Origin of the sequence: Paraburkholderia sp. UCT2 (assembly GCF_014397665.1) — a bacterium.
GTDB classification, from domain to species: Bacteria; Pseudomonadota; Gammaproteobacteria; order Burkholderiales; family Burkholderiaceae; genus Paraburkholderia; species Paraburkholderia tuberum.
Genome location: NZ_VZQO01000001.1, coordinates 78,408 through 96,097 on the forward strand (window position 1 = coordinate 78,408; position 17,690 = coordinate 96,097).

Genomic DNA, 17,690 nt, shown 5'->3' on the forward strand with positions numbered 1-17,690 from the left:
GCGGAGCATTCGACATGTATTCATTCGAGTATCAACGCGCGACGGATCCGCAAGCGGCCGCCGCAGCCCTCACCGCCGACAGCGACGCGAAGTTCCTCGCCGGCGGCCAGAGCCTTCTGCCGACGATGCGCCTGCGTCTCGCGCAGCCGTCGCAACTGATCGACGTGACGCGCATTCCCGCGCTCAGGACGATCACCGTCGACGCCAGCACGGTGACGATCGGCGCAGCCGTCTGTCACGCGGACGTCGCCGAACACGCGGACGTGCGGCGCGTGTTGCCCGCGCTCGCGGAGCTGGCCGCGAATATCGGCGATCGCCAGGTGCGCGCGCTCGGCACGATCGGCGGCTCGCTCGCGAACAACGACCCGGCCGCGTGCTACCCGGCGGCGGCGATGGGCCTCGATGCGACGATCGTCACGGACCGGCGGCGTATCGCTTCGGGCGATTTCTTCGTCGGCATGTACGAGACCGCGCTCGCGCCCGACGAGCTGATCGTCGCCGTCGAGTTTCCGGTGCCTGAGCGTGCCGCATACGAGAAATTCCGCAATCCGGCCTCGCATTTCGCGCTGGTCGGCGTGTTCGTCGCGAAGTCCGCGAGCGGCGTGCGCGTCGCGGTAACGGGGGCGGCGTCATCGGTGTTTCGCGTGGCCGAGCTCGAAAGCGCGCTGTCGGCGAACTTCACCCCCGACGCGGCACGCGCGGTCAGCGTGTCGCCCGACGAGCTGAACGACGACATGCACGCGAGCGCCGCGTATCGCGCGCATCTGATTCCGGTGCTCGCGGCGCGCGCGGTCACGAAGGCAAATGCCTAGCGATCCTCGCCAGGCGCCCCGGCTTGCCGCGCCTTCACCACGGTGCGCGCAAGCCGGCTTCGTTCACTTCGCGAGCCGGCGCGACAGTTCGACGCCGGGCTCGCGGCCATTGCGTTCTTCACTCGCGCCACGCTTTGCCATGGCCTGTCGCGCAGATTCAGGATCACCATGCAGCCGGCTTCGATCGACGACACCCTCGCCCAACTCGCCGCCCAACGCTATTTCGCGAGCCGCGAGCTCGCGACCGCACTGTATCTCGCGCTGCGCATGGAGCGGCCGTTGTTCGTCGAAGGCGAGCCGGGTGTCGGTAAAACCGAGCTCGCGAAAGCCGCGGCGGGCATGCTCGGCACCACGTTGCTGCGCCTGCAATGCTATGAAGGCCTCGACACCGCGAGCGCGCTTTATGAATGGGACTACCCGCGCCAGATCATGGCGCTGCGGCTTGCCGAAGCGAGCGGCGAGCGCCCCGACAACGACACGCTATATCGTGGCGAATTCCTGCTGAAGCGTCCGCTTCTGCAGGCGTTGATGCCCGACGAAAACCATCCCGGCGCGCGGCGCGTGCTGCTGATCGACGAAATCGACCGCGCCGACGAACCGTTCGAGGCATTCCTGCTCGAACTCCTTTCGGATTTCCAGGTATCGATTCCCGAATACGGCACCGTGCGCGCGACGCAGCCGCCGCTCGTCATCATGACGTCGAACCGCACGCGCGAAGTTCACGACGCGTTGAAGCGCCGCTGTCTGTATCAATGGATCGGCTATCCGGACCGCGATCGCGAACTGGAGATCGTCGCCGCGCGCGCGCCGCAAACGTCGGCGCAATTGCAGCGGCGCGCGGTCGACTTCGTGCATCGGCTGCGCGGAATGGATCTGTTCAAGGCGCCCGGCATCGCCGAGACGATCGACTGGTGCCGCGCGCTCGAAGCGCTGTCGGTCACGGAGCTCGATCCGCAATCGGTGCAGAACACGCTCGGCGTACTGCTCAAGTATCAGGACGATCTCGCGCGTGTGGATGCCGCGCAGATCGCGCAGTGTCTGTCCGGGTGAGGGTCGTAGGCATGACGAACGGAACCGGCTCAGGCAGGCTCGACGACACGAACCAGCACACTGCGCCCACGCTCGCGCGCAACGTCGTCCATTTCGTGCGCGTGCTGCGCGGCGCCGGCTTGCCGATGTCGCCCGCACAAGCAGTCGACGCACTCGCCGCGTTGCAGTGGATCGACCTCGGCCGCCGCGACGACGTGCACGCCGCGCTTGCCGCGCTGCTCGTCACCGCGCCCGACGAACGCGAACTCTTCAATGCCGCGTTCGATCTGTTCTGGCGCGACCCCGATTGGGAAGGCAAGCTGCGCGCGCTGCTGCTGCCGAAAGTGCGCGACGGGCTGCCACCGCCGAAGCGCAACAACCGTCTCGCCGATGCGCTCGCGGTGCGCATGCCACCCTCGCCGCATCTGAATGCGCCGCAGGAAACCGAACAGCACGAGTTGCATGCGCAGTTGACGTTCAGCGCAGAAGAGCGGCTGCGTCATCGCGATTTCGACACGCTGAACGCCGACGAATGGCGCACGCTGCGGCATCTGATTCGCGGCCAGCGGCTGCCGCTCGCAACCGAATCGACGCGGCGCCTGAAGGCGGCATCGCACGGCACGCATGCGGACTTGCGCGCGAGCGCGCGGCATGCGGTGCGCGCCGGTGGCGACTGGACCGTGTGGAAGTATCGCGCGAGGGTGGAGCGCAAGCCGCCGCTCGTGCTGCTGCTCGACATTTCCGGCTCGATGAGCAACTACTCGCGCGCGGTGCTCTACTTTTGCCACGCGTTGTTGCAGTCGCGCGAACGTCTGCAGGTGTTTCTGTTCGGCACGCGGCTCACGAACGCGACGCGCGCATTGCGCGAACGCGATCCGGACGTCGCGATCGCGACGCTCAGCGATCAGGTGGTCGACTGGTCGGGCGGCACGCGCATCGGCAAAGCGCTCGCCGAGTTCAACCGACGCTGGGCGCGCCGCGTGCTCACAGGTCGTGCGACGGTGCTGCTCGTCACCGACGGTCTCGATCACGAAGCGATCGACGTGCTCGATACCGAAATGGCGCGCCTCGCACGCTTCGCGCATCGCATCGTGTGGCTCAATCCGCTGCTGCGGTTCAGCGGGTTTACTCCGAAGGCGCGCGGCGTGCAGGCGATCCTGCCGTATGTCGACGCGCATCGTCCGGTTCATAATCTAGACAGTCTCGCAGCGTTCGGCCACGATCTCGCGCAACTGACGCGCGCGCCTCGCCACGCCGTCGCCGCGACGACACTCGCAGGAGCAACGTCATGGAATTGAGCGAAACTCATACGCTGCCGGTCGCGCAGCAGCAAACCTGGGACGCGTTGAACGACACGGAGATTCTGCGCGCTTGCATCCCCGGCTGCGAAAGCATCGACCCGGACGGCGAAAACGCGTACCTGGTCACGCTGGTCGCGGCGGTCGGCCCGGTCAAGGCGCGCTTCAAGGGGCGCATGCAACTGACCGATATCGATGCGCCGAACACCTACACCATTGTGTTCGAAGGCCAGGGCGGCGCCGCGGGTTTCGCCAAGGGCAACACGCATGTCACGCTCGAAGCCGACGGCGATGCCGCGACGAAGCTCTCCTACACCGCCAATGCGCAGGTCGGCGGCAAGCTCGCGCAGATCGGCTCGCGGCTCGTCGACGGTGCGGCGCGCAAGATTGCGGGGGAGTTTTTCAAGCGCTTGAGCGCCCAGCTGTCGGGAGACAATAGCGCTCATGAAACAGCGGAAGGCGACGCCTCGGCGGATACCGAAGCCGCATCCGCCTCCGGGCAAACGGAATCGAACGAGGCCGCGGACGGCGAGTCCGGCGGCGAAGCAAAGAAAGGGAAGAAATCATGGACAGCGTGGATCTCGAAGTTCTGAAAACCAGCGCCCGCTGGCTGGCGGACGGACATCGCGCGCTCCTCGTGACGGTCGTGAAGACGTGGGGCTCGTCGCCGCGTCCCGAGGGCGCGATGCTCGCGGTGCGCGACGACGGCCTCGTGGTGGGCTCGGTGTCGGGCGGCTGCATCGAAGACGATCTGATCGATCGCGTGCGGCAACGGGGCATCGAGCAGACACATCCGGAGGCGGTGAAGTACGGCATCACGGCCGAGGAAGCGCATCGCTTCGGCCTGCCGTGCGGCGGCACGATCCAGCTCGTGCTCGAACCGTTGACGCGGCAAAGCGGCATCGCCGAGCTGTGTCACGCGGTCGAAAATGGCCGGCTCGTCGCGCGCGAACTCGACATGACGACGGGCGCGGTGCGGCTCGACAACGCGCAGGCGACCGACGGCGTGCATTTCGACGGTGAGCGTCTGTTGACGATCCACGGCCCGCGCTACCGGATGCTAGTGATCGGCGCCGGGCAGTTGTCTCGCTACCTGTGCCATATCGCGGTGGGGCTCGATTATCAGGTGACGGTCTGCGATCCGCGCGAGGAATACACCGAGGAATGGGACGTGCCGGGCACGAAGATCGTACGCACGATGCCGGACGATACCGTGATCGACATGAAGCTCGACGAGCGCTGCGCGGTAATCGCGCTCACGCACGATCCGAAGCTCGACGATCTCGCGCTGATGGAAGCATTGAAGACGCCGGCGTTTTATGTCGGCGCGCTCGGCTCGCGCAGGAACAATCAGGCGCGACGCGAGCGCCTGAAGGAGTTCGATCTGAACGAAGCCGAACTGGCCCGCTTGCATGGACCTGTCGGCATTTATATCGGCAGCAGGACGCCGCCCGAGATCGCGGTGTCGATTCTGGCGGAGGTGACGGCGGCGAAAAATGGCGTGTCGCTGCCGACGCTATTGCAGGTCGAAGGCGCGAAGGCCGCGCGGGAGATTGCGGCGTCGGGTGGCGCCGCTTGCAGCGTGTAGCCCGCCGTCATGCGACGCTGCCTCGTGGTCCTTGCCTCCGCCGGCTGGCTGGCCGGCATTCACGCCGCGAGCGCGAGCGCGCCGCTCAACCTCGACGATCCCTACACCAACGAAGCCGAGACGCAGACCTTCGCCGTCAACGCTGACGGCTCGTATGCGAAGCTCGATTCGATGACGCTGCGCGTGAACAACGAAGCCGGCGTCGAGCGGGTCGCTCAGCAATACGTCTGGTTCAACCGCAACATGGCCGACGTGCAGATCCTCGAGGCCTACACGGTCACCGCCGACGGCAAGCGCCACGATGTTGCGCCCGAGCAGATCCGCGACGTGCAGGAAGTCCGCTCGTTCGACGCGCCGATGTTCCAGCACATCCAGGAAAAGGTGATCGTGTTCCCCGCGGTCGAACCCGGCGCGCGCGTGCATCTGACGTACCGCAAGACGCAGCGTCAGCCGATAGTGCCGGGCGAATTCAGCGACTTCACACCGCCCGATCTCGCGCCGACCCGCAACTTCCGCCTGATCTACGACCTGCCCGCCGACAAGCCGCTGTATGCGGACGCGCGCGGCTTCAGCGCAGTGACACCGGTCACGCGCGACGGCCGCACGCGTTACGAATTCCGCTATGACAAGGCACACTTCGACCGGCTCGAACGCGGCTCGGTCGCGTACGTGTCGTACGGTGATCGGCTGATGGTGTCGACCTTCCCGAGCTATGCCGCGTTCGCCGCCTCCTATCGCAGCTCCGCGGCCGACCCGGGCGCGCACGACGTCGCGATCACCCAGTTCGCGCAGCAGCTGACCGCGCACGATCACACCCCACACGACAAAGCCAAAACGCTGTACGACTGGGTTCGCCGCAATATCCGCTATGTCGCGATCTACGTCGGACGTGGCGCCGTCGTGCCGCACAGCGCGAGCGCGATTCTCGCGAACCGCTATGGCGACTGCAAGGACCACGTCGCGCTCTACGGCGCGCTGCTCGACGCGGTCGGCGTGCGCAACGAGCCGGCGTTGATCAGCAGCGGCACGATCTACACGCTGCCGAGTGTGCCGGGCTACGGCGTCATCAATCATGCGATCACGTGGCTGCCCGATTTGCAGATGTACGCGGATTCGACCGCGTCGAACGTCGAATTCGGTTTTCTGCCTTCGTCCGACATGGACCGTCCTACCGTGCTGATCGGCGACGGCGTGCTCGCGCAAACGCCGGCCACCGCGCAGATGTCGCGCAGCACCGATCTCGCGATCAAGATCGAACCGGATGGCTCGGCGAGCTTCACGTATCGGCTGCAGGATGCCGGGCCGTACGCCGAGCAGGCCCGCGCGCGGCTGCGCACGCAAACGCCCGCGCAACGCGAGGAATCGATTCAGACCGAGTTGCGCAACGCGAATCTGCGCGGCACCGCGACGCTGACGACGAGCGACCTCAGCGCGGCCGACGGCCCGCTCACGCTGACGATGAAAGGCACGCTCGAGAGTCTCGTGGTGACCGGCATGACGGCCTCGATTCCGGCCTTGACGAGCCTCGGCGGCGGCGTCGAAGCCGACACGCGCTACTGGCTCGGCGAACGCAAGCGCACGCAGCCGTTCGTGTGCCACAACCTCGCGATCCACGAACGCGCGCGCATCGAACTGCCGGCCAATTTTCGCGTGCTCGACATGCCGGAGGCGCAACGCACGCAGGACCGCTTCGTCGATTTCACGTCGCAGTACGCGTTCGACCCGCGCAGCAACGTGGTCACGATGACGCGCGACGGCGCCACCCATTTCGACAGCGACGTCTGCACGCCCGACGATTTCACGCGCATGCGTCCCGCAATCGAAGCGATTGGGCGGGACGTGCGCGCGGAGGTGATCGTCAGATCGACCTTGGTGGAGTCGTCGAATGTGGCGTCGCAGGCGCCTTGACCGTCAACACGTCAAACCGGCCACAACGGCCCTTCCTGCATCGCGCCGATCTGCTCTCGCATCTCGAGGATGCGATCTTCCCAGTAGCGCTGTGTGTTGAACCACGGAAACGCGGCCGGAAACGCCGGATCGTTCCAGCGGCGCGCGAGCCATGCCTGATAGTGAATCAGCCGCAACGTGCGCAGCGCTTCGATCAGATACAGCTCGCGCGGCTCGAATTCGCAGAAATCCTCGTAACCGGCGAGCAGATCGGCCAGCGCGCGCGACGCCTCCGCGCGCTCGCCCGGCAGCAGCAGCCACAAATCCTGAATCGCGGGCCCCATGCGGCTGTCGTCGAAATCGACGAAATGCGGGCCCGCGTCGGTCCACAGCACGTTGCTCGGATGACAGTCACCGTGCAGACGCAGCCTGCGAATCTCGCCAGCCCGCTCGAACGCACCCGCGACGCCTTCGAGCGCGAGATTCACGACGGTTTCCCACGCGGTGCGCAGATCGTCGGGCACGAAACGGTGCGCGAGCAGGAAGTCGCGCGGCTCGTAGCCGAACGTGTCGATGTTTAGCGTGGGACGTTCTGCGTAGTCCTGGGTCTGCCCGATCGCATGAATGCGTCCGATGAAACGCCCCAGCCATTCCAGCGTGTCGCGCCGGTCGAGATCCGGCGCGCGACCGCCGCGTCGCTCGAAGACCGAGAAGCGGAAGCCGTCGAAGCTGTGCAGCGTGCGGCCATCGAGCACGCGCGCGGGCACTGCTGGGATCTCGCGCGCGACGAGTTCGGCGACGAACGCGTGCTCTTCGAGAATTCCCGCGTCGCTCCAGCGCTCGGGACGATAGAACTTCGCGACCACGGGCGGACCGTCTTCGACGCCGACCTGATACACGCGATTTTCGTAGCTGTTGAGCGGCAGCAGACGGCCGTCGGTACGCACGCCGGTCGTTGCGAGCACGCCGTCGATCGCGTCGAGCACGGTTTCCGGCGTGAGCCGCGCGAATGGCACGGCGCCATCGGCGCCGGCCTCGGGATGGGAATTGTCGGGAATGGTGTCGGTGTCGTTCATGCCCCGCATTGTGCGCCGCGCCGCGGGTAAAGACGAGGGCGACGACTCACAATGCGTGCGTGGCATCGCTAGAAATACGGGCTGATTTGGGACCCGCCGTGAATCGACGCGCGCATCGGCCCACGGCGATGCTGGCGAGCCGATCTCACCTTACAGCATCACTACAGCCCGCACCTGCGGATCACACAACGGCAATGAGCAACCGGTAAGCCTCTCGTTCAATGCGTCTGCGCGCCGGCCGGACGTATCAGGTCGCCGGTATCGATCAGATCTTCCAGGAAAAAGGGTTCGGTATTGAGTTGTTGCGAGGCGCCGGGCTCGCCGGCGTACCACGCCACCATCGCCATGTCGCCAAGAATGCGCATGACGATTCCGCGCGCGCCTTGCGGCACGGCGATATGTACCGATCGGACAATGGAACCGACTTCCATGATAATTCCCCGCTTCCCTTAGCCGGCTTTATGATTTCACGCCGGTCGAGGTGATGATAAAAACGCCGCTTCGCATTTGACGTTGCGTGCGCACTTAATCTGTCGCGCGCATGGCGCGTAAGAGGTTCGAGTCATTGTTCCCGCTTTGCGGGGCTTTGGGAAGGCGAATAGAAGGCTTTCACCCGTCGTTTCGCCCTATTCCCATTACGCTGCGCACGGCCGATTATCTCGGCGTCAGACGTCGTAATGCAGACCATCATAAACCCTGCGGGGGGAGACATCAAAAACCTGCACTGCCAGAACGATCTGCCAGATGCGGGCGCCGCGCGGCTTCGCACCTGCCTTCGCGCCGTGGTGCGCGCCTGGGTTTCCGATCCGCGCGGCGCGCTCGCCGCTCATTTCATTCGTCTGCGCTAGTCATGTGGATCGTTCGTCTCGCGCTACGGCGCCCCTAGACGTTCGTCGTGCTGGCGCTGCTATTGCTGATCGTCGGACCGTTGACCATTCTGCGCACGCCCACCGACATCTTTCCGAACATCGATATTCCGGTGCTCTCGGTCATCTGGTCGTATAACGGCCTGCCCGCCGACGAAATGGAGCGGCGCATCGCGCTGAACTACGAGCGCGGCTTGTCGGTGGCGGTCAACGATATCGAACACACGGAATGTCCACGCTCGATATCGTCGACCGCATCAAGACGATGATGCCGACGCTGCGCAATCTGGTGCCGCCGTCGCTGAATATCGATCCCGTCGCCGACCAATCGCTGTTCGTGCGTGCATCCGTGCAGGGCGTATTGCGTGAAGCGCTGATCGCCGCGTGCCTGACGGGCCTGATGATTCTGCTGTTCCTCGGCAACTGGCGCGCGACGCTGATCATCGCAGTATCGATTCCGTTGTCGATGATCACGTCGATCATCGCGTTGTCCGCGCTCGGTCAGACGATCAACATCATGACGCTCGGCGGCCTCGCGCTCGCGGTCGGGATTCTCGTCGACGATGCGACCGTCGCGATCGAAAACATCAACCATCAGCTCGAACAGGACAAGACGCTAGAACAGGCGATTCTCGACGGCGCGCATCAGATCGCGATTCCGACGCTGGTGTCGACGCTGGCGATCTGTATCGTGTTCGTGCCGATGTTTCTGCTCACCGGTGTCGCGCACTATCTGTTCATTCCGCTTGCCGAAGCGGTGGTGTTCGCGATGCTCGCGTCGTACTTCTTCTCGCGTACGCTTGTGCCGACGCTCGCGAAGTATCTGCTGCGCTATCACCACAAGCCCGCGGATTTACATCACGAAGCGCGAGTCGCGCGACCGGGACTGTTCGTCACGCTGTTTCTCGCGTGCTGTTGCGCGTCGCTGCTGTTGCTTCCGTTTATCGGCCGCGACTTTTTTCCCCGCCGTCGATGCCGGCACGATCGCGCTGACCAACGAGCGCAACGCGGCCGCGATCGCGCGCCGCCGGATGGCCGCGAGCGTCGCGCTGGTGAAGGCGCTCGGCGGCGGCTGGGATACGTCGATACTGCCGGGCGACGACGCGCTCGTGCATCCGTCGACGGCGACTTCGGGGGCGACGCGGGCGCCGGCGCCGGGCAGTGAAGCCGGGGCGCACGGCTAGCGCCGGGAGACAGGCGCGCGATATGTTGCGGATGGAGCGCTGCGGGTCACCATTGGCACGCCGCGTTGCCCGCGACGCCGGCTTGAAACGCGTTTTCAGCGTATCCTTAACACTTTTGCGCGTTTCCGTGTGACCCAAGGAGTTTTGTTGTGACCCTGCCGCGGCAACCCCAGCGGACTGCATCTGCCGTTCCCTCCCGCGGCGCAGCTTCAGCTGCTTGCGCAAGCACCACCACCGTGTCGGACATCCCTTATCTCGAACGCGGCTCGCGCGCGTACTGGCGTGCCAGCCTCGCGCTGCTGTTCGCCGGCTACGCGACGTTTTCGCTGCTCTACTGCGTGCAGCCGCTGCTGCCGTCGTTCTCCGAAGCGTTCAACGTAACGCCGGCGCAAAGCAGTCTGTCGTTGTCACTATCCACTGCTGCGCTCGCGCTCGCGATCTTCGTCGCCGGTTTCGTCTCCGAGGGTTGGAGCCGGCACAAGCTGATGACGCTGTCGCTGACGGTGTCGTCGGTGCTGACGATTGGCGTATCGGTCGCGCCGCACTGGCACCAGCTGCTCGTGCTGCGTACGCTCGAAGGGCTCGCGCTCGGCGGCGTGCCGGCGGTCGCGATGGCTTATCTCGCCGAGGAAGTGCATCCCGACGGCCTCGGTCTGGCAATGGGCCTGTACGTCGGCGGCACGGCGATCGGCGGCATGGCCGGGCGGGTCATCACCGGCGTGGTCGCGGATCTGTTTTCGTGGCGCGTCGCGATCGGCACGATCGGCGTGCTCGGCCTGCTGTCGATGCTCGCGTTCCGCGCGCTGCTGCCACCGTCGCGCCATTTCGTGCCGCGCCGCGGGCTCGGCTTCGCGCATCACCGCACGCTGCTGTTGCGCCAGTTCACGCGACCGGGTCTGCCGCTGCTGTTCCTGCTCGGCTTCGTGCTGATGGGCAGCTTCGTCACGCTGTACAACTACATCGGCTACCGGCTGCTCGCGCCGCCGTATCGGTTGAATCAGACGGAGATCGGCGCGATTTTCATCGTCTATCTGGTTGGCGTAGTCGCGTCGCCATGGTCCGGGCGCATGGCCGACACGTTCGGCCGTGCACGCGTGCTGATCGGGAGCCTGCTGCTGATGGTGTTCGGCCTCGCGCTGACGATGCTGCATCCGCTCGCGGCGATCGCGACCGGTATCGCCTGCGTCACGTTCGGGTTCTTTGCCGGGCATTCGGTCGCGAGCGGTTGGGTCGGGCGTCTGGCGAAAGACGCGAAAGGCCAGGCCGCTGCGCTGTATCTGCTCGCGTACTACATCGGCTCGAGCCTGGTCGGTTCGTACGGCGGCCATGTGTGGGCCGGTCATGGCTGGAACGGCGTCGTCGGGCTAGTCGGTGCGCTGCTCGTGATCGGCTTGATCGCGGCGAGCCGCCTGCGCGGGCGCGAATAGTCCGGCGCATCGGTCGCGTTGCGCGGTGCGGGCACCGCGAGCCGGGCCGCAATCAGCCAACCCGCATGGATCGGCGGCAAAACGAAAGGCTTGCGTAAGCGAACGTTTGATATTTTCCGCCGCGTTTTGTTGCGCCGCGCCAATCGCCGCGGGCCGCGCCACGCTTGGGTTCAGCAGCTTACGAATAAGCGCCGACGCGCCAGCTTGCGCCGTCGCGCCGCTCGATCGGTCTCCTATACTCGATTCGTGCAAAGGCGCTGCATGATTTCGAAGCCGCGGCCCTTGCTGAAACGACACAGCAACCATCCCGCATGGGAGGAGACGAAGATGACCTACTTTACGATCGGCGATTTCATCCTGGTCATTCCGATGGCGTTGGCCGGCGCGCTATTCGTCGGCGCGCTGCCCTGCAAGACCGAGTTGCGACACAACGGGCTGCGTGTGCTGGGCGCGCTGATCGGTGTGATGTGCGCGGTGGCGCTGGTCGAGGGTCTGCCGGCGCTCGTGTAGCGGCGCGGCGAAGTACCTGCAGAAGAGCCGCACGCTGAGCGTGCGGCTTCGTTTTGCCCTTGCGTGCGTCCGCCTGTTGCGCGGACGGCTCCTCACGCGATCAGATCGCCTGATCCGTCGACGGCTTTTCCCACAGATTGATCCCGCCTTCGGTCGCATAGCGATCGATTTCGGCGAGTTCGTCGGCCGAGAATGCGAGCTTCTTCAGCGCGCCGACGTTCTCGCGCACCTGCTCCGCGCGGCTCGCGCCGATCAGCACCGAGGTCACGCGTGGGTCGCGCAACGCCCACGCGAGCGCCATCTGCGCGAGGCTCTGACCACGGCGCTGCGCGATGTCGTTGAGCTTCCGCACGTGCTCGATGTTCCGCGGGCTCAGATGCTCGTCTTTGAGCGAACCGCCGCCCGGCTTGTTGACGCGCGCATCTTCCGGCACGCCGTTCAGATACTTGCCGGTCAACAATCCCTGCGCGAGCGGCGTGAACGCGATCGTGCCCGCGCCGACTTCATCGAGCGTATCGAGCAGGTCGTGTTCGATCCAGCGGTTCAGCATGTTGTACGACGGTTGATGGATCAGCAGCGGCACCTTGTATTCGGCGAGCAGCTTCGCCATTTCGCGCGTCTTCGCCGACGAGTACGACGAGATGCCGATGTACAGCGCCTTGCCCCGCTGCACCGCGCTCGCGAGCGCGCCCGCGGTTTCCTCGAGCGGCGTGTGCGCGTCGAAGCGATGCGAATAGAAGATGTCGACGTAATCGAGGCCCATGCGCTTCAGGCTCTGATCGAGACTCGCGAGCACATATTTGCGCGAGCCGCCGCCCTGGCCGTACGGACCGGGCCACATATCCCAACCGGCCTTCGACGAAATCAGCAACTCGTCGCGATACGGTTTGAAATCGTCCTTGAACAGACGGCCGAAATTGGTTTCCGCGCTGCCGTACGGCGGGCCGTAGTTGTTCGCCAGATCGAAGTGCGTGATGCCGAGGTCGAAGGCCGTGCGCAGGATGTCACGCTGCGTCGAGATCGGCGTGGTGTCGCCGAAGTTGTGCCACAGGCCGAGCGACAGCGCCGGCAGTTTGAGACCCGACTTGCCGCAGACGCGGTATTGCATGTCCGAATAGCGTTCTGAAGCTGCTTCGTAAGCCATTGCTAGTGTCCTTGTCGATGAGATCGCCCGAGGATGGAGGGCGTGAGGATTCGCGCGTTGCGGGAGGCATGCTGCTGAGGAGATTTGTTGTTGTGGTGTCGCCGCGGTGCGGCCAGACCGCTATGTTAGCCAATCGACGCGGCGCTTGCAGCGCAACCAGTATGCGGGATGGACGAGCACGCACGCCTCACCTACACTCTGGCCGGTTCAGGTTGATGGGAGGTGCAGATGACGAAAGCGATTTCGATCGCGCTGATTGTCGGCGGTATCGTGCTGCTGTATTTCGGCGGGCAGGCATTCAATTCGGTGAGCAGCGACGTGTCGCGCTTCTTTACCGGCTCGCCAAGCAACAAGGCGATCGTGCTGATCGTCGCGGGCGTGGTGGCGACGCTCGCCGGGCTGACGGGAATCGCGATGTCGGGGCGCAAGCGCTGAGCGTCGGCGCGAGGCTCGCGACCAAAATAATCTAGAACGCGATCTCGGGCTTCGCGGCCGAGCGCGTGCCGGGCAGCGGCACATTGCTTGCGCCGTGATAGGTGAACACCAGCGAGAACTTCACCTGGTCGCTCAGATTCTTGCCGGCCGAGTGCAGCGTGTTGCAGTGAAAGAACACCACGTCGCCAGTCTTCAGCTCGGGCGACACGGCCGTGCGGATCGCGGCCTCGTTCTCGGCGAGATCCGCGCGGAAAAACTTCGCTTCGTCGAAACGGTCCGATGTGAACGCGGCGCCGTGCGATTGCGGCACGAACCACAGCGCGCCATTATCGACGGTTTCCGGGCCGACCGCGAGCCACGCCGACACCAGATCGTCGCGCTCGAACGACCAGTAGCGCACGTCGCGATGCCAGCCGGTCAGGCTGCCGTACGCGGGGTGCTTGGTCATCATGCAGTTGTGATGCGCGCGCGATAGCCGCGGCTCCTCGCCAAAATACAGCTCCATCCAGCCACGGATTTCGGGCGCGGTCGCCCATTGCGCGAACGCGGGGTGACGACCGTACGCGTCGAGCAGGCGCCGCACCGTATGTCCGCCCGGAGCATCCTTCGATGACGGCGCGCCCGGATACTGCAAATCCGCTTCGAATTCGATCGGCGCCGCCGCTTCCTGCAGCTGCCGCTGCGCGATCCGCTTCAGCTCCTCGCAACGCTCGGGCGACACGAGTCCTGGCACGACGACAAAACCCTGCTCCCGCAACGTTTGAATCTGCTCTTTCTTCGAATGGAGTGACATGGCGTTCCGTTACCGTCGACTAACTGATGTTCGATTGTAAAACGGGCGCGATCGGGATGCGTTGGTTCACCGCCAGAGGCTCCTGCGTCCTGCTGATCTTTTGCGGCGGTCGCCTTCGCTTTTCGCGGCGCGCCAATGCACCGGTTTCAGGCGCGCGGCGCGCCCGCACCGCACATTCGCTGGGCAAACGCGCACGCAAATCGCCCGTAAGGGGTGACAGCAGACTGGCATCCGCGACGATTCGATCCGCGGAGAAATCCGGTCTCGCAGGGTAATAACCGACTTTCTGACGTCATGATTCCCGTGTAGCCTGCTCGCATGTCGATCGTCGCTTACGCAGTTTTCTGTTGTGCGCAGGCCGTCAGGGCCCGTGCCGTCGGTTTCTCCGCGTTGTACCTTCGCTGCGCTGTGCGCCGTGTTTCGCGTCGCAATCTCCCGCGCCACGACCCGGACCGAATTTCCCGCTTTCAGGCCGTTCATCGCAACCCCGTCATTGGCACATATGGTGCTGTTTGTCCGTGCACATCCGGTGCACGCGCCGACGTGCGGTTCATTGCCTAAATGTGAAGCCATGCATACTCTTTTGAGCACCCGTCTTACCCGCGCCGCGCTGAAAGCGGCGCGTCCCGCGCGCCGCCATATGATGCGGGCGCTGCGCCATCATGCCGCGCGCACCCGCGCGCTCGGCGAGCAGTGGCGCGACGCGAAGGCCATTGACGGCTTTCGCACCTGGTTCCATACGTTCTTCTCGGCGCTACGCCAGCAGAGCGGCACGCGCCGTCTGTCGCTGCGCACGCTGCTGCGCAAACCGACTCCGTTGCGCCTCGCGGTCGCGAAACGCGCGCCGGCGATGCGCACGCCTGCGAGCCGCCGACCGCGTCGCCTGTCGGCGAGCAGCGGCGGGTGGTTCGCGTTTGCGTTTGCGTTTGCGAGCCGGTGAGATTGCTGGGCCGGTGAATTGCAGTTGCGCGTTGAGTGGCTAGACCGCTGATCTGCCGACCGGCTGGCCGTTCACCGCTGGGCTGACTTCGAGCACCGCAAGACTTCGAGCGCGCCGCCTCGACGACGTGCTTCGCGCGGCCGCATCGCTACGCCATCGATAGACAAAGAAAAACCCCGCCGGCTCACGCCGGCGGGGTTTGTTTGCTTTCAAGCGGCGATCGGCTCGCCCTTATTCGGCAAGCGCCGCGACCGGCTCAGTGCCTGCCGCTTCGGCGAGTGCGAGCGCCTTGTCGGTGGCTTCCCACGTGAATTCCGGCTCTTCGCGGCCGAAATGACCATACGCCGCGCTCTTCTCGTAGACCGGGCGCAGCAGGTCGAGCATCTGGATGATGCCCTTCGGACGCAGGTCGAAATGCTGACGCACGAGTTCCGTGATCGTCGCATCCGACACGCGGCCGGTGCCGAACGTGTTGACCATCACCGAGGTCGGCTGGGCGACGCCGATCGCGTACGACACCTGGATCAGGCAGCGCGATGCGAGGCCCGCGGCCACGATGTTCTTGGCGACGTAACGGCCGGCGTACGCTGCCGAGCGGTCCACCTTCGACGGATCCTTGCCCGAGAATGCGCCGCCGCCGTGCGGAGCCGCGCCGCCGTACGTATCGACGATGATCTTGCGGCCCGTCAGACCGCAATCGCCCTGCGGACCGCCGATCACGAAACGACCGGTCGGGTTCACGAGGAACTTGATGTCACCCTTGATCAGCTCGGCCGGCAGCGTCGGCTTGATCACTTCCTCGATCACCGCTTCGCGCAGCGTGTCGAGCTCGATGTCCGGCGAATGCTGGGTGGACAGTACGACGGTGTCGATCGAATGCGGCTTGCCGTCGACGTAGCGCACGGTGACCTGCGACTTGGCATCCGGACGCAGCCAGGGCAGACGGCCGTCGCGGCGCAGATTCGCCTGACGCTCGACGAGGCGGTGCGACAGGTGGATCGGCAGCGGCATCAGTTCCGGCGTTTCCTCGCACGCGTAACCGAACATCAGGCCCTGGTCGCCCGCGCCTTGATCGAGGTTGTTGTCGTGCGCGCGGTCCACGCCCTGGGCGATGTCCGGCGACTGCTTGTCGTAGGCGACGAGCACCGCGCAGCCGCGGTAGTCGATGCCATAGTCGGTGTTGTCGTAGCCGATGCGCTTGATCGTGTTGCGCGCGATCTGGATGTAGTCGACGTTCGCGGTGGTGGTGATTTCACCGGCCAGCACGACGAGACCCGTGTTGCACAGCGTTTCGGCCGCGACACGCGAGTACTTGTCTTGAGCGAGGATGGCGTCGAGGATCGCGTCCGAGATCTGGTCCGCGACTTTGTCGGGATGGCCTTCGGAAACGGATTCGGAAGTGAAGAGATAGTCGTTTGCCACGTTGCAGACTCCTGTTAGTGGTTACGGTTGCGTTCCACGTAGCCGACTTCGGGAGTCTGAAGCGGCGACGCTTTAGCGGATTACCTGACCGATGGACGCATAACCCATGAAAACCCATGGACCGCACCCGCCGGCTTCGCCCCGCAAGTTGTCTATTAACTCGGCGAAGCCCTTATTATAGCGACTTCCTTTGAATGTCACAGAGTCGAAACGAGTGCGGTATCACCTCAATTTTTCCGCTTTCCACAATTTCGCCCCCTGCGGCGCCGCGCGCCTGGAGGCTGCATGCTGAGCCGCTACGGCGCGAAGCTCGCGATCGGGCTGCTCAAACTCTTTGCGCTGTTGCCTTACGGATTGGTCGCTCGTCTCGGTGACGGGCTCGGCTGGCTGCTCTACCAGATCCCGAGCCGTCGCAAGCGCATCGTTCATACGAATCTGAAGCTGTGCTTCCCCGACTGGAGCGACGAGCGCCGCGAGGACGTCGCGCAAAAACACTTCCGTCATGCGATCCGCAGCTATCTCGAGCGCAGCGTGCAGTGGTTCGGCTCGGCGAAGAAGCTCGACAAGCTGATCCAGCTCGACAGCGCGATCGACCTGACGGACCCGAACCTGCCGCCCACATTGTTTCTCGGCTTTCATTTTGTCGGCATCGAGGCCGGTTCGATCTTTCTGAACTACTCGCTGAAGCGCCAGTGCGGCTCCCTCTATCAGCCAATGTCGAATCAGGAGTTCGAGGAAGCCGCGAAAGCAGCGCGCGCGCGTTTCGGCGCGGACATGGCGAGCCGCGCGGACAGCGCGCGCGTCGTGCTGCGCTGGCTGCGCGAACGCAAACCGGTGATGCTCGGCGCGGACATGGACTACGGCGCGCGCAATTCGACGTTCGTGCCGTTCTTCGGCGTGCCGACCTGCACGCTGACCGCGGTCGGCCGTCTCGCCAAGGTCGGGCATGCGCAGGTCGTACCGTTCATCGGCGAGGTGCTGCCGAACTACAAGGGCTACCGGCTCAAGGTCTTCAAATCTTGGGACGACTATCCGACCGGCGACGATGACGCTGATGCGCGACGCATGAACGAGTTTCTCGAAGAGCAGATTCCGCTGATGCCCGAGCAGTATTACTGGGTGCACAAGCGGTTCAAGACACGCCCGCCGGGGGTGCCGGGGGTGTATTGAAGGTGGGGCTGGGCTCCTCGCCTGCCGTACCGTTTCCGATGTGCCAACGTGTATCATCTGCTATTGGCCGGGCACGGCTCCAATGGGCGATTCGCCCAACGACCGGTGA

17 protein-coding genes and 1 pseudogene are annotated in these 17,690 nt (G+C 64.9%); 13 read left to right on the plus strand and 5 right to left on the minus strand.

Going from position 1 to position 17,690, the window contains the following annotated elements; all coding sequences use genetic code 11:
• Positions 1–14 precede the first annotated feature (14 nt).
• The 6 genes from F6X39_RS00380 to F6X39_RS00405 all read left to right on the plus strand — a co-directional run bounded on the left by F6X39_RS00380 (position 15) and on the right by F6X39_RS00405 (position 6,635).
• Positions 15–812 (plus strand): FAD binding domain-containing protein, encoded by a 798-nt coding sequence (locus F6X39_RS00380; protein WP_187615099.1) that lies wholly within the window; start codon positions 15–17, stop codon positions 810–812.
• 168 nt (positions 813–980) lie between these two features.
• Positions 981–1,862 carry an AAA family ATPase gene (locus tag F6X39_RS00385; RefSeq protein WP_090802637.1) on the plus strand — a complete coding sequence of 294 codons (882 nt, stop codon included), beginning with the start codon at positions 981–983 and terminating at the stop codon, positions 1,860–1,862.
• An 11-nt stretch (positions 1,863–1,873) separates the two neighbouring features.
• On the plus strand, positions 1,874–3,139 hold the full coding sequence (locus F6X39_RS00390) for a vWA domain-containing protein (RefSeq protein WP_187615100.1): 1,266 nt from the start codon (positions 1,874–1,876) through the stop codon (positions 3,137–3,139).
• Positions 3,130–3,732, plus strand: coding sequence for a CoxG family protein (locus tag F6X39_RS00395; RefSeq protein ID WP_187615101.1), 603 nt, complete (start codon positions 3,130–3,132; stop codon positions 3,730–3,732). Before F6X39_RS00390 ends, F6X39_RS00395 begins: the two co-directional genes overlap by 10 nt.
• Complete coding sequence (locus F6X39_RS00400) at positions 3,705–4,727, plus strand: XdhC family protein (RefSeq protein WP_187615102.1); 1,023 nt, start codon at positions 3,705–3,707, stop codon at positions 4,725–4,727. Before F6X39_RS00395 ends, F6X39_RS00400 begins: the two co-directional genes overlap by 28 nt.
• Before the next feature lie 9 nt (positions 4,728–4,736).
• On the plus strand, positions 4,737–6,635 hold the full coding sequence (locus F6X39_RS00405; RefSeq protein WP_187615103.1) for a DUF3857 domain-containing transglutaminase family protein: 1,899 nt from the start codon (positions 4,737–4,739) through the stop codon (positions 6,633–6,635).
• A gap of 11 nt (positions 6,636–6,646) precedes the next feature.
• On the opposite strand, the gene F6X39_RS00410 is transcribed toward F6X39_RS00405, so the two are convergent.
• Positions 6,647–7,699 carry a serine/threonine protein kinase gene (locus F6X39_RS00410; RefSeq protein WP_410449818.1) on the minus strand — a complete coding sequence of 351 codons (1,053 nt, stop codon included), beginning with the start codon at positions 7,697–7,699 and terminating at the stop codon, positions 6,647–6,649.
• 209 nt (positions 7,700–7,908) lie between these two features.
• Complete coding sequence (locus tag F6X39_RS00415; protein WP_018419122.1) at positions 7,909–8,121, minus strand: hypothetical protein; 213 nt, start codon at positions 8,119–8,121, stop codon at positions 7,909–7,911.
• Positions 8,122–8,367: 246 nt separating this feature from the next.
• Between F6X39_RS00415 and F6X39_RS00420 the strand changes: the two genes are divergently transcribed.
• From F6X39_RS00420 to F6X39_RS00435, 4 genes and pseudogenes are all read left to right on the plus strand, one after another.
• Complete coding sequence (locus F6X39_RS00420) at positions 8,368–8,538, plus strand: hypothetical protein (RefSeq protein WP_187615105.1); 171 nt, start codon at positions 8,368–8,370, stop codon at positions 8,536–8,538.
• A gap of 47 nt (positions 8,539–8,585) precedes the next feature.
• Positions 8,586–9,740, plus strand: a pseudogene (locus F6X39_RS00425) (efflux RND transporter permease subunit).
• Positions 9,741–9,976: 236 nt separating this feature from the next.
• Entirely contained in the window at positions 9,977–11,167 is a 1,191-nt protein-coding gene (locus F6X39_RS00430) for an MFS transporter (protein ID WP_018419117.1), read from the plus strand.
• Positions 11,168–11,494: 327 nt separating this feature from the next.
• Positions 11,495–11,677 carry a hypothetical protein gene (locus tag F6X39_RS00435; protein ID WP_090805541.1) on the plus strand — a complete coding sequence of 61 codons (183 nt, stop codon included), beginning with the start codon at positions 11,495–11,497 and terminating at the stop codon, positions 11,675–11,677.
• 100 nt (positions 11,678–11,777) lie between these two features.
• On the opposite strand, the gene mgrA is transcribed toward F6X39_RS00435, so the two are convergent.
• On the minus strand, positions 11,778–12,821 hold the full coding sequence (gene mgrA, locus F6X39_RS00440) for an L-glyceraldehyde 3-phosphate reductase (protein WP_187615106.1): 1,044 nt from the start codon (positions 12,819–12,821) through the stop codon (positions 11,778–11,780).
• Between the two features lie 228 nt (positions 12,822–13,049).
• On the opposite strand from mgrA, the gene F6X39_RS00445 reads away from it, so the two are divergent.
• A complete protein-coding gene (locus F6X39_RS00445) occupies positions 13,050–13,256 on the plus strand; it encodes a DUF3185 family protein (protein WP_018419114.1) in 207 nt (68 codons plus the stop codon).
• 31 nt (positions 13,257–13,287) lie between these two features.
• On the opposite strand, the gene F6X39_RS00450 is transcribed toward F6X39_RS00445, so the two are convergent.
• The gene (locus tag F6X39_RS00450) at positions 13,288–14,049 is read right to left on the minus strand and encodes a phytanoyl-CoA dioxygenase family protein (RefSeq protein WP_187615107.1); all 762 of its coding nucleotides are present in this window, start codon (positions 14,047–14,049) and stop codon (positions 13,288–13,290) included.
• 571 nt (positions 14,050–14,620) lie between these two features.
• On the opposite strand from F6X39_RS00450, the gene F6X39_RS00455 reads away from it, so the two are divergent.
• The gene (locus F6X39_RS00455; RefSeq protein ID WP_187615108.1) at positions 14,621–14,989 is read left to right on the plus strand and encodes a hypothetical protein; all 369 of its coding nucleotides are present in this window, start codon (positions 14,621–14,623) and stop codon (positions 14,987–14,989) included.
• Between the two features lie 231 nt (positions 14,990–15,220).
• On the opposite strand, the gene metK is transcribed toward F6X39_RS00455, so the two are convergent.
• Positions 15,221–16,411, minus strand: coding sequence for a methionine adenosyltransferase (gene metK / locus F6X39_RS00460; RefSeq protein WP_187615109.1), 1,191 nt, complete (start codon positions 16,409–16,411; stop codon positions 15,221–15,223).
• A gap of 285 nt (positions 16,412–16,696) precedes the next feature.
• On the opposite strand from metK, the gene F6X39_RS00465 reads away from it, so the two are divergent.
• Positions 16,697–17,581 (plus strand): lipid A biosynthesis lauroyl acyltransferase, encoded by an 885-nt coding sequence (locus F6X39_RS00465; protein WP_187615110.1) that lies wholly within the window; start codon positions 16,697–16,699, stop codon positions 17,579–17,581.
• Positions 17,582–17,690 lie beyond the last annotated feature (109 nt).

Bases quoted from the DNA above. Each gene is read 5' to 3' on its own strand.
- F6X39_RS00450 (WP_187615107.1), bottom strand. From the start codon at position 14,049: ATGTCACTCCATTCGAAGAAAGAGCAGATTCAAACGTTGCGGGAGCAG.
- F6X39_RS00405 (WP_187615103.1), top strand. From the start codon at position 4,737: ATGCGACGCTGCCTCGTGGTCCTTGCCTCCGCCGGCTGGCTGGCCGGC.
- F6X39_RS00380 (WP_187615099.1), top strand. From the start codon at position 15: ATGTATTCATTCGAGTATCAACGCGCGACGGATCCGCAAGCGGCCGCC.
- F6X39_RS00435 (WP_090805541.1), top strand. From the start codon at position 11,495: ATGACCTACTTTACGATCGGCGATTTCATCCTGGTCATTCCGATGGCG.
- F6X39_RS00400 (WP_187615102.1), top strand. From the start codon at position 3,705: ATGGACAGCGTGGATCTCGAAGTTCTGAAAACCAGCGCCCGCTGGCTG.
- F6X39_RS00395 (WP_187615101.1), top strand. From the start codon at position 3,130: ATGGAATTGAGCGAAACTCATACGCTGCCGGTCGCGCAGCAGCAAACC.
- mgrA (WP_187615106.1), bottom strand. From the start codon at position 12,821: ATGGCTTACGAAGCAGCTTCAGAACGCTATTCGGACATGCAATACCGC.
- F6X39_RS00410 (WP_410449818.1), bottom strand. From the start codon at position 7,699: ATGCGGGGCATGAACGACACCGACACCATTCCCGACAATTCCCATCCC.
- F6X39_RS00420 (WP_187615105.1), top strand. From the start codon at position 8,368: ATGCAGACCATCATAAACCCTGCGGGGGGAGACATCAAAAACCTGCAC.
- F6X39_RS00415 (WP_018419122.1), bottom strand. From the start codon at position 8,121: ATGGAAGTCGGTTCCATTGTCCGATCGGTACATATCGCCGTGCCGCAA.
- F6X39_RS00455 (WP_187615108.1), top strand. From the start codon at position 14,621: ATGCATACTCTTTTGAGCACCCGTCTTACCCGCGCCGCGCTGAAAGCG.
- F6X39_RS00445 (WP_018419114.1), top strand. From the start codon at position 13,050: ATGACGAAAGCGATTTCGATCGCGCTGATTGTCGGCGGTATCGTGCTG.
- F6X39_RS00390 (WP_187615100.1), top strand. From the start codon at position 1,874: ATGACGAACGGAACCGGCTCAGGCAGGCTCGACGACACGAACCAGCAC.
- F6X39_RS00465 (WP_187615110.1), top strand. From the start codon at position 16,697: ATGCTGAGCCGCTACGGCGCGAAGCTCGCGATCGGGCTGCTCAAACTC.
- F6X39_RS00385 (WP_090802637.1), top strand. From the start codon at position 981: ATGCAGCCGGCTTCGATCGACGACACCCTCGCCCAACTCGCCGCCCAA.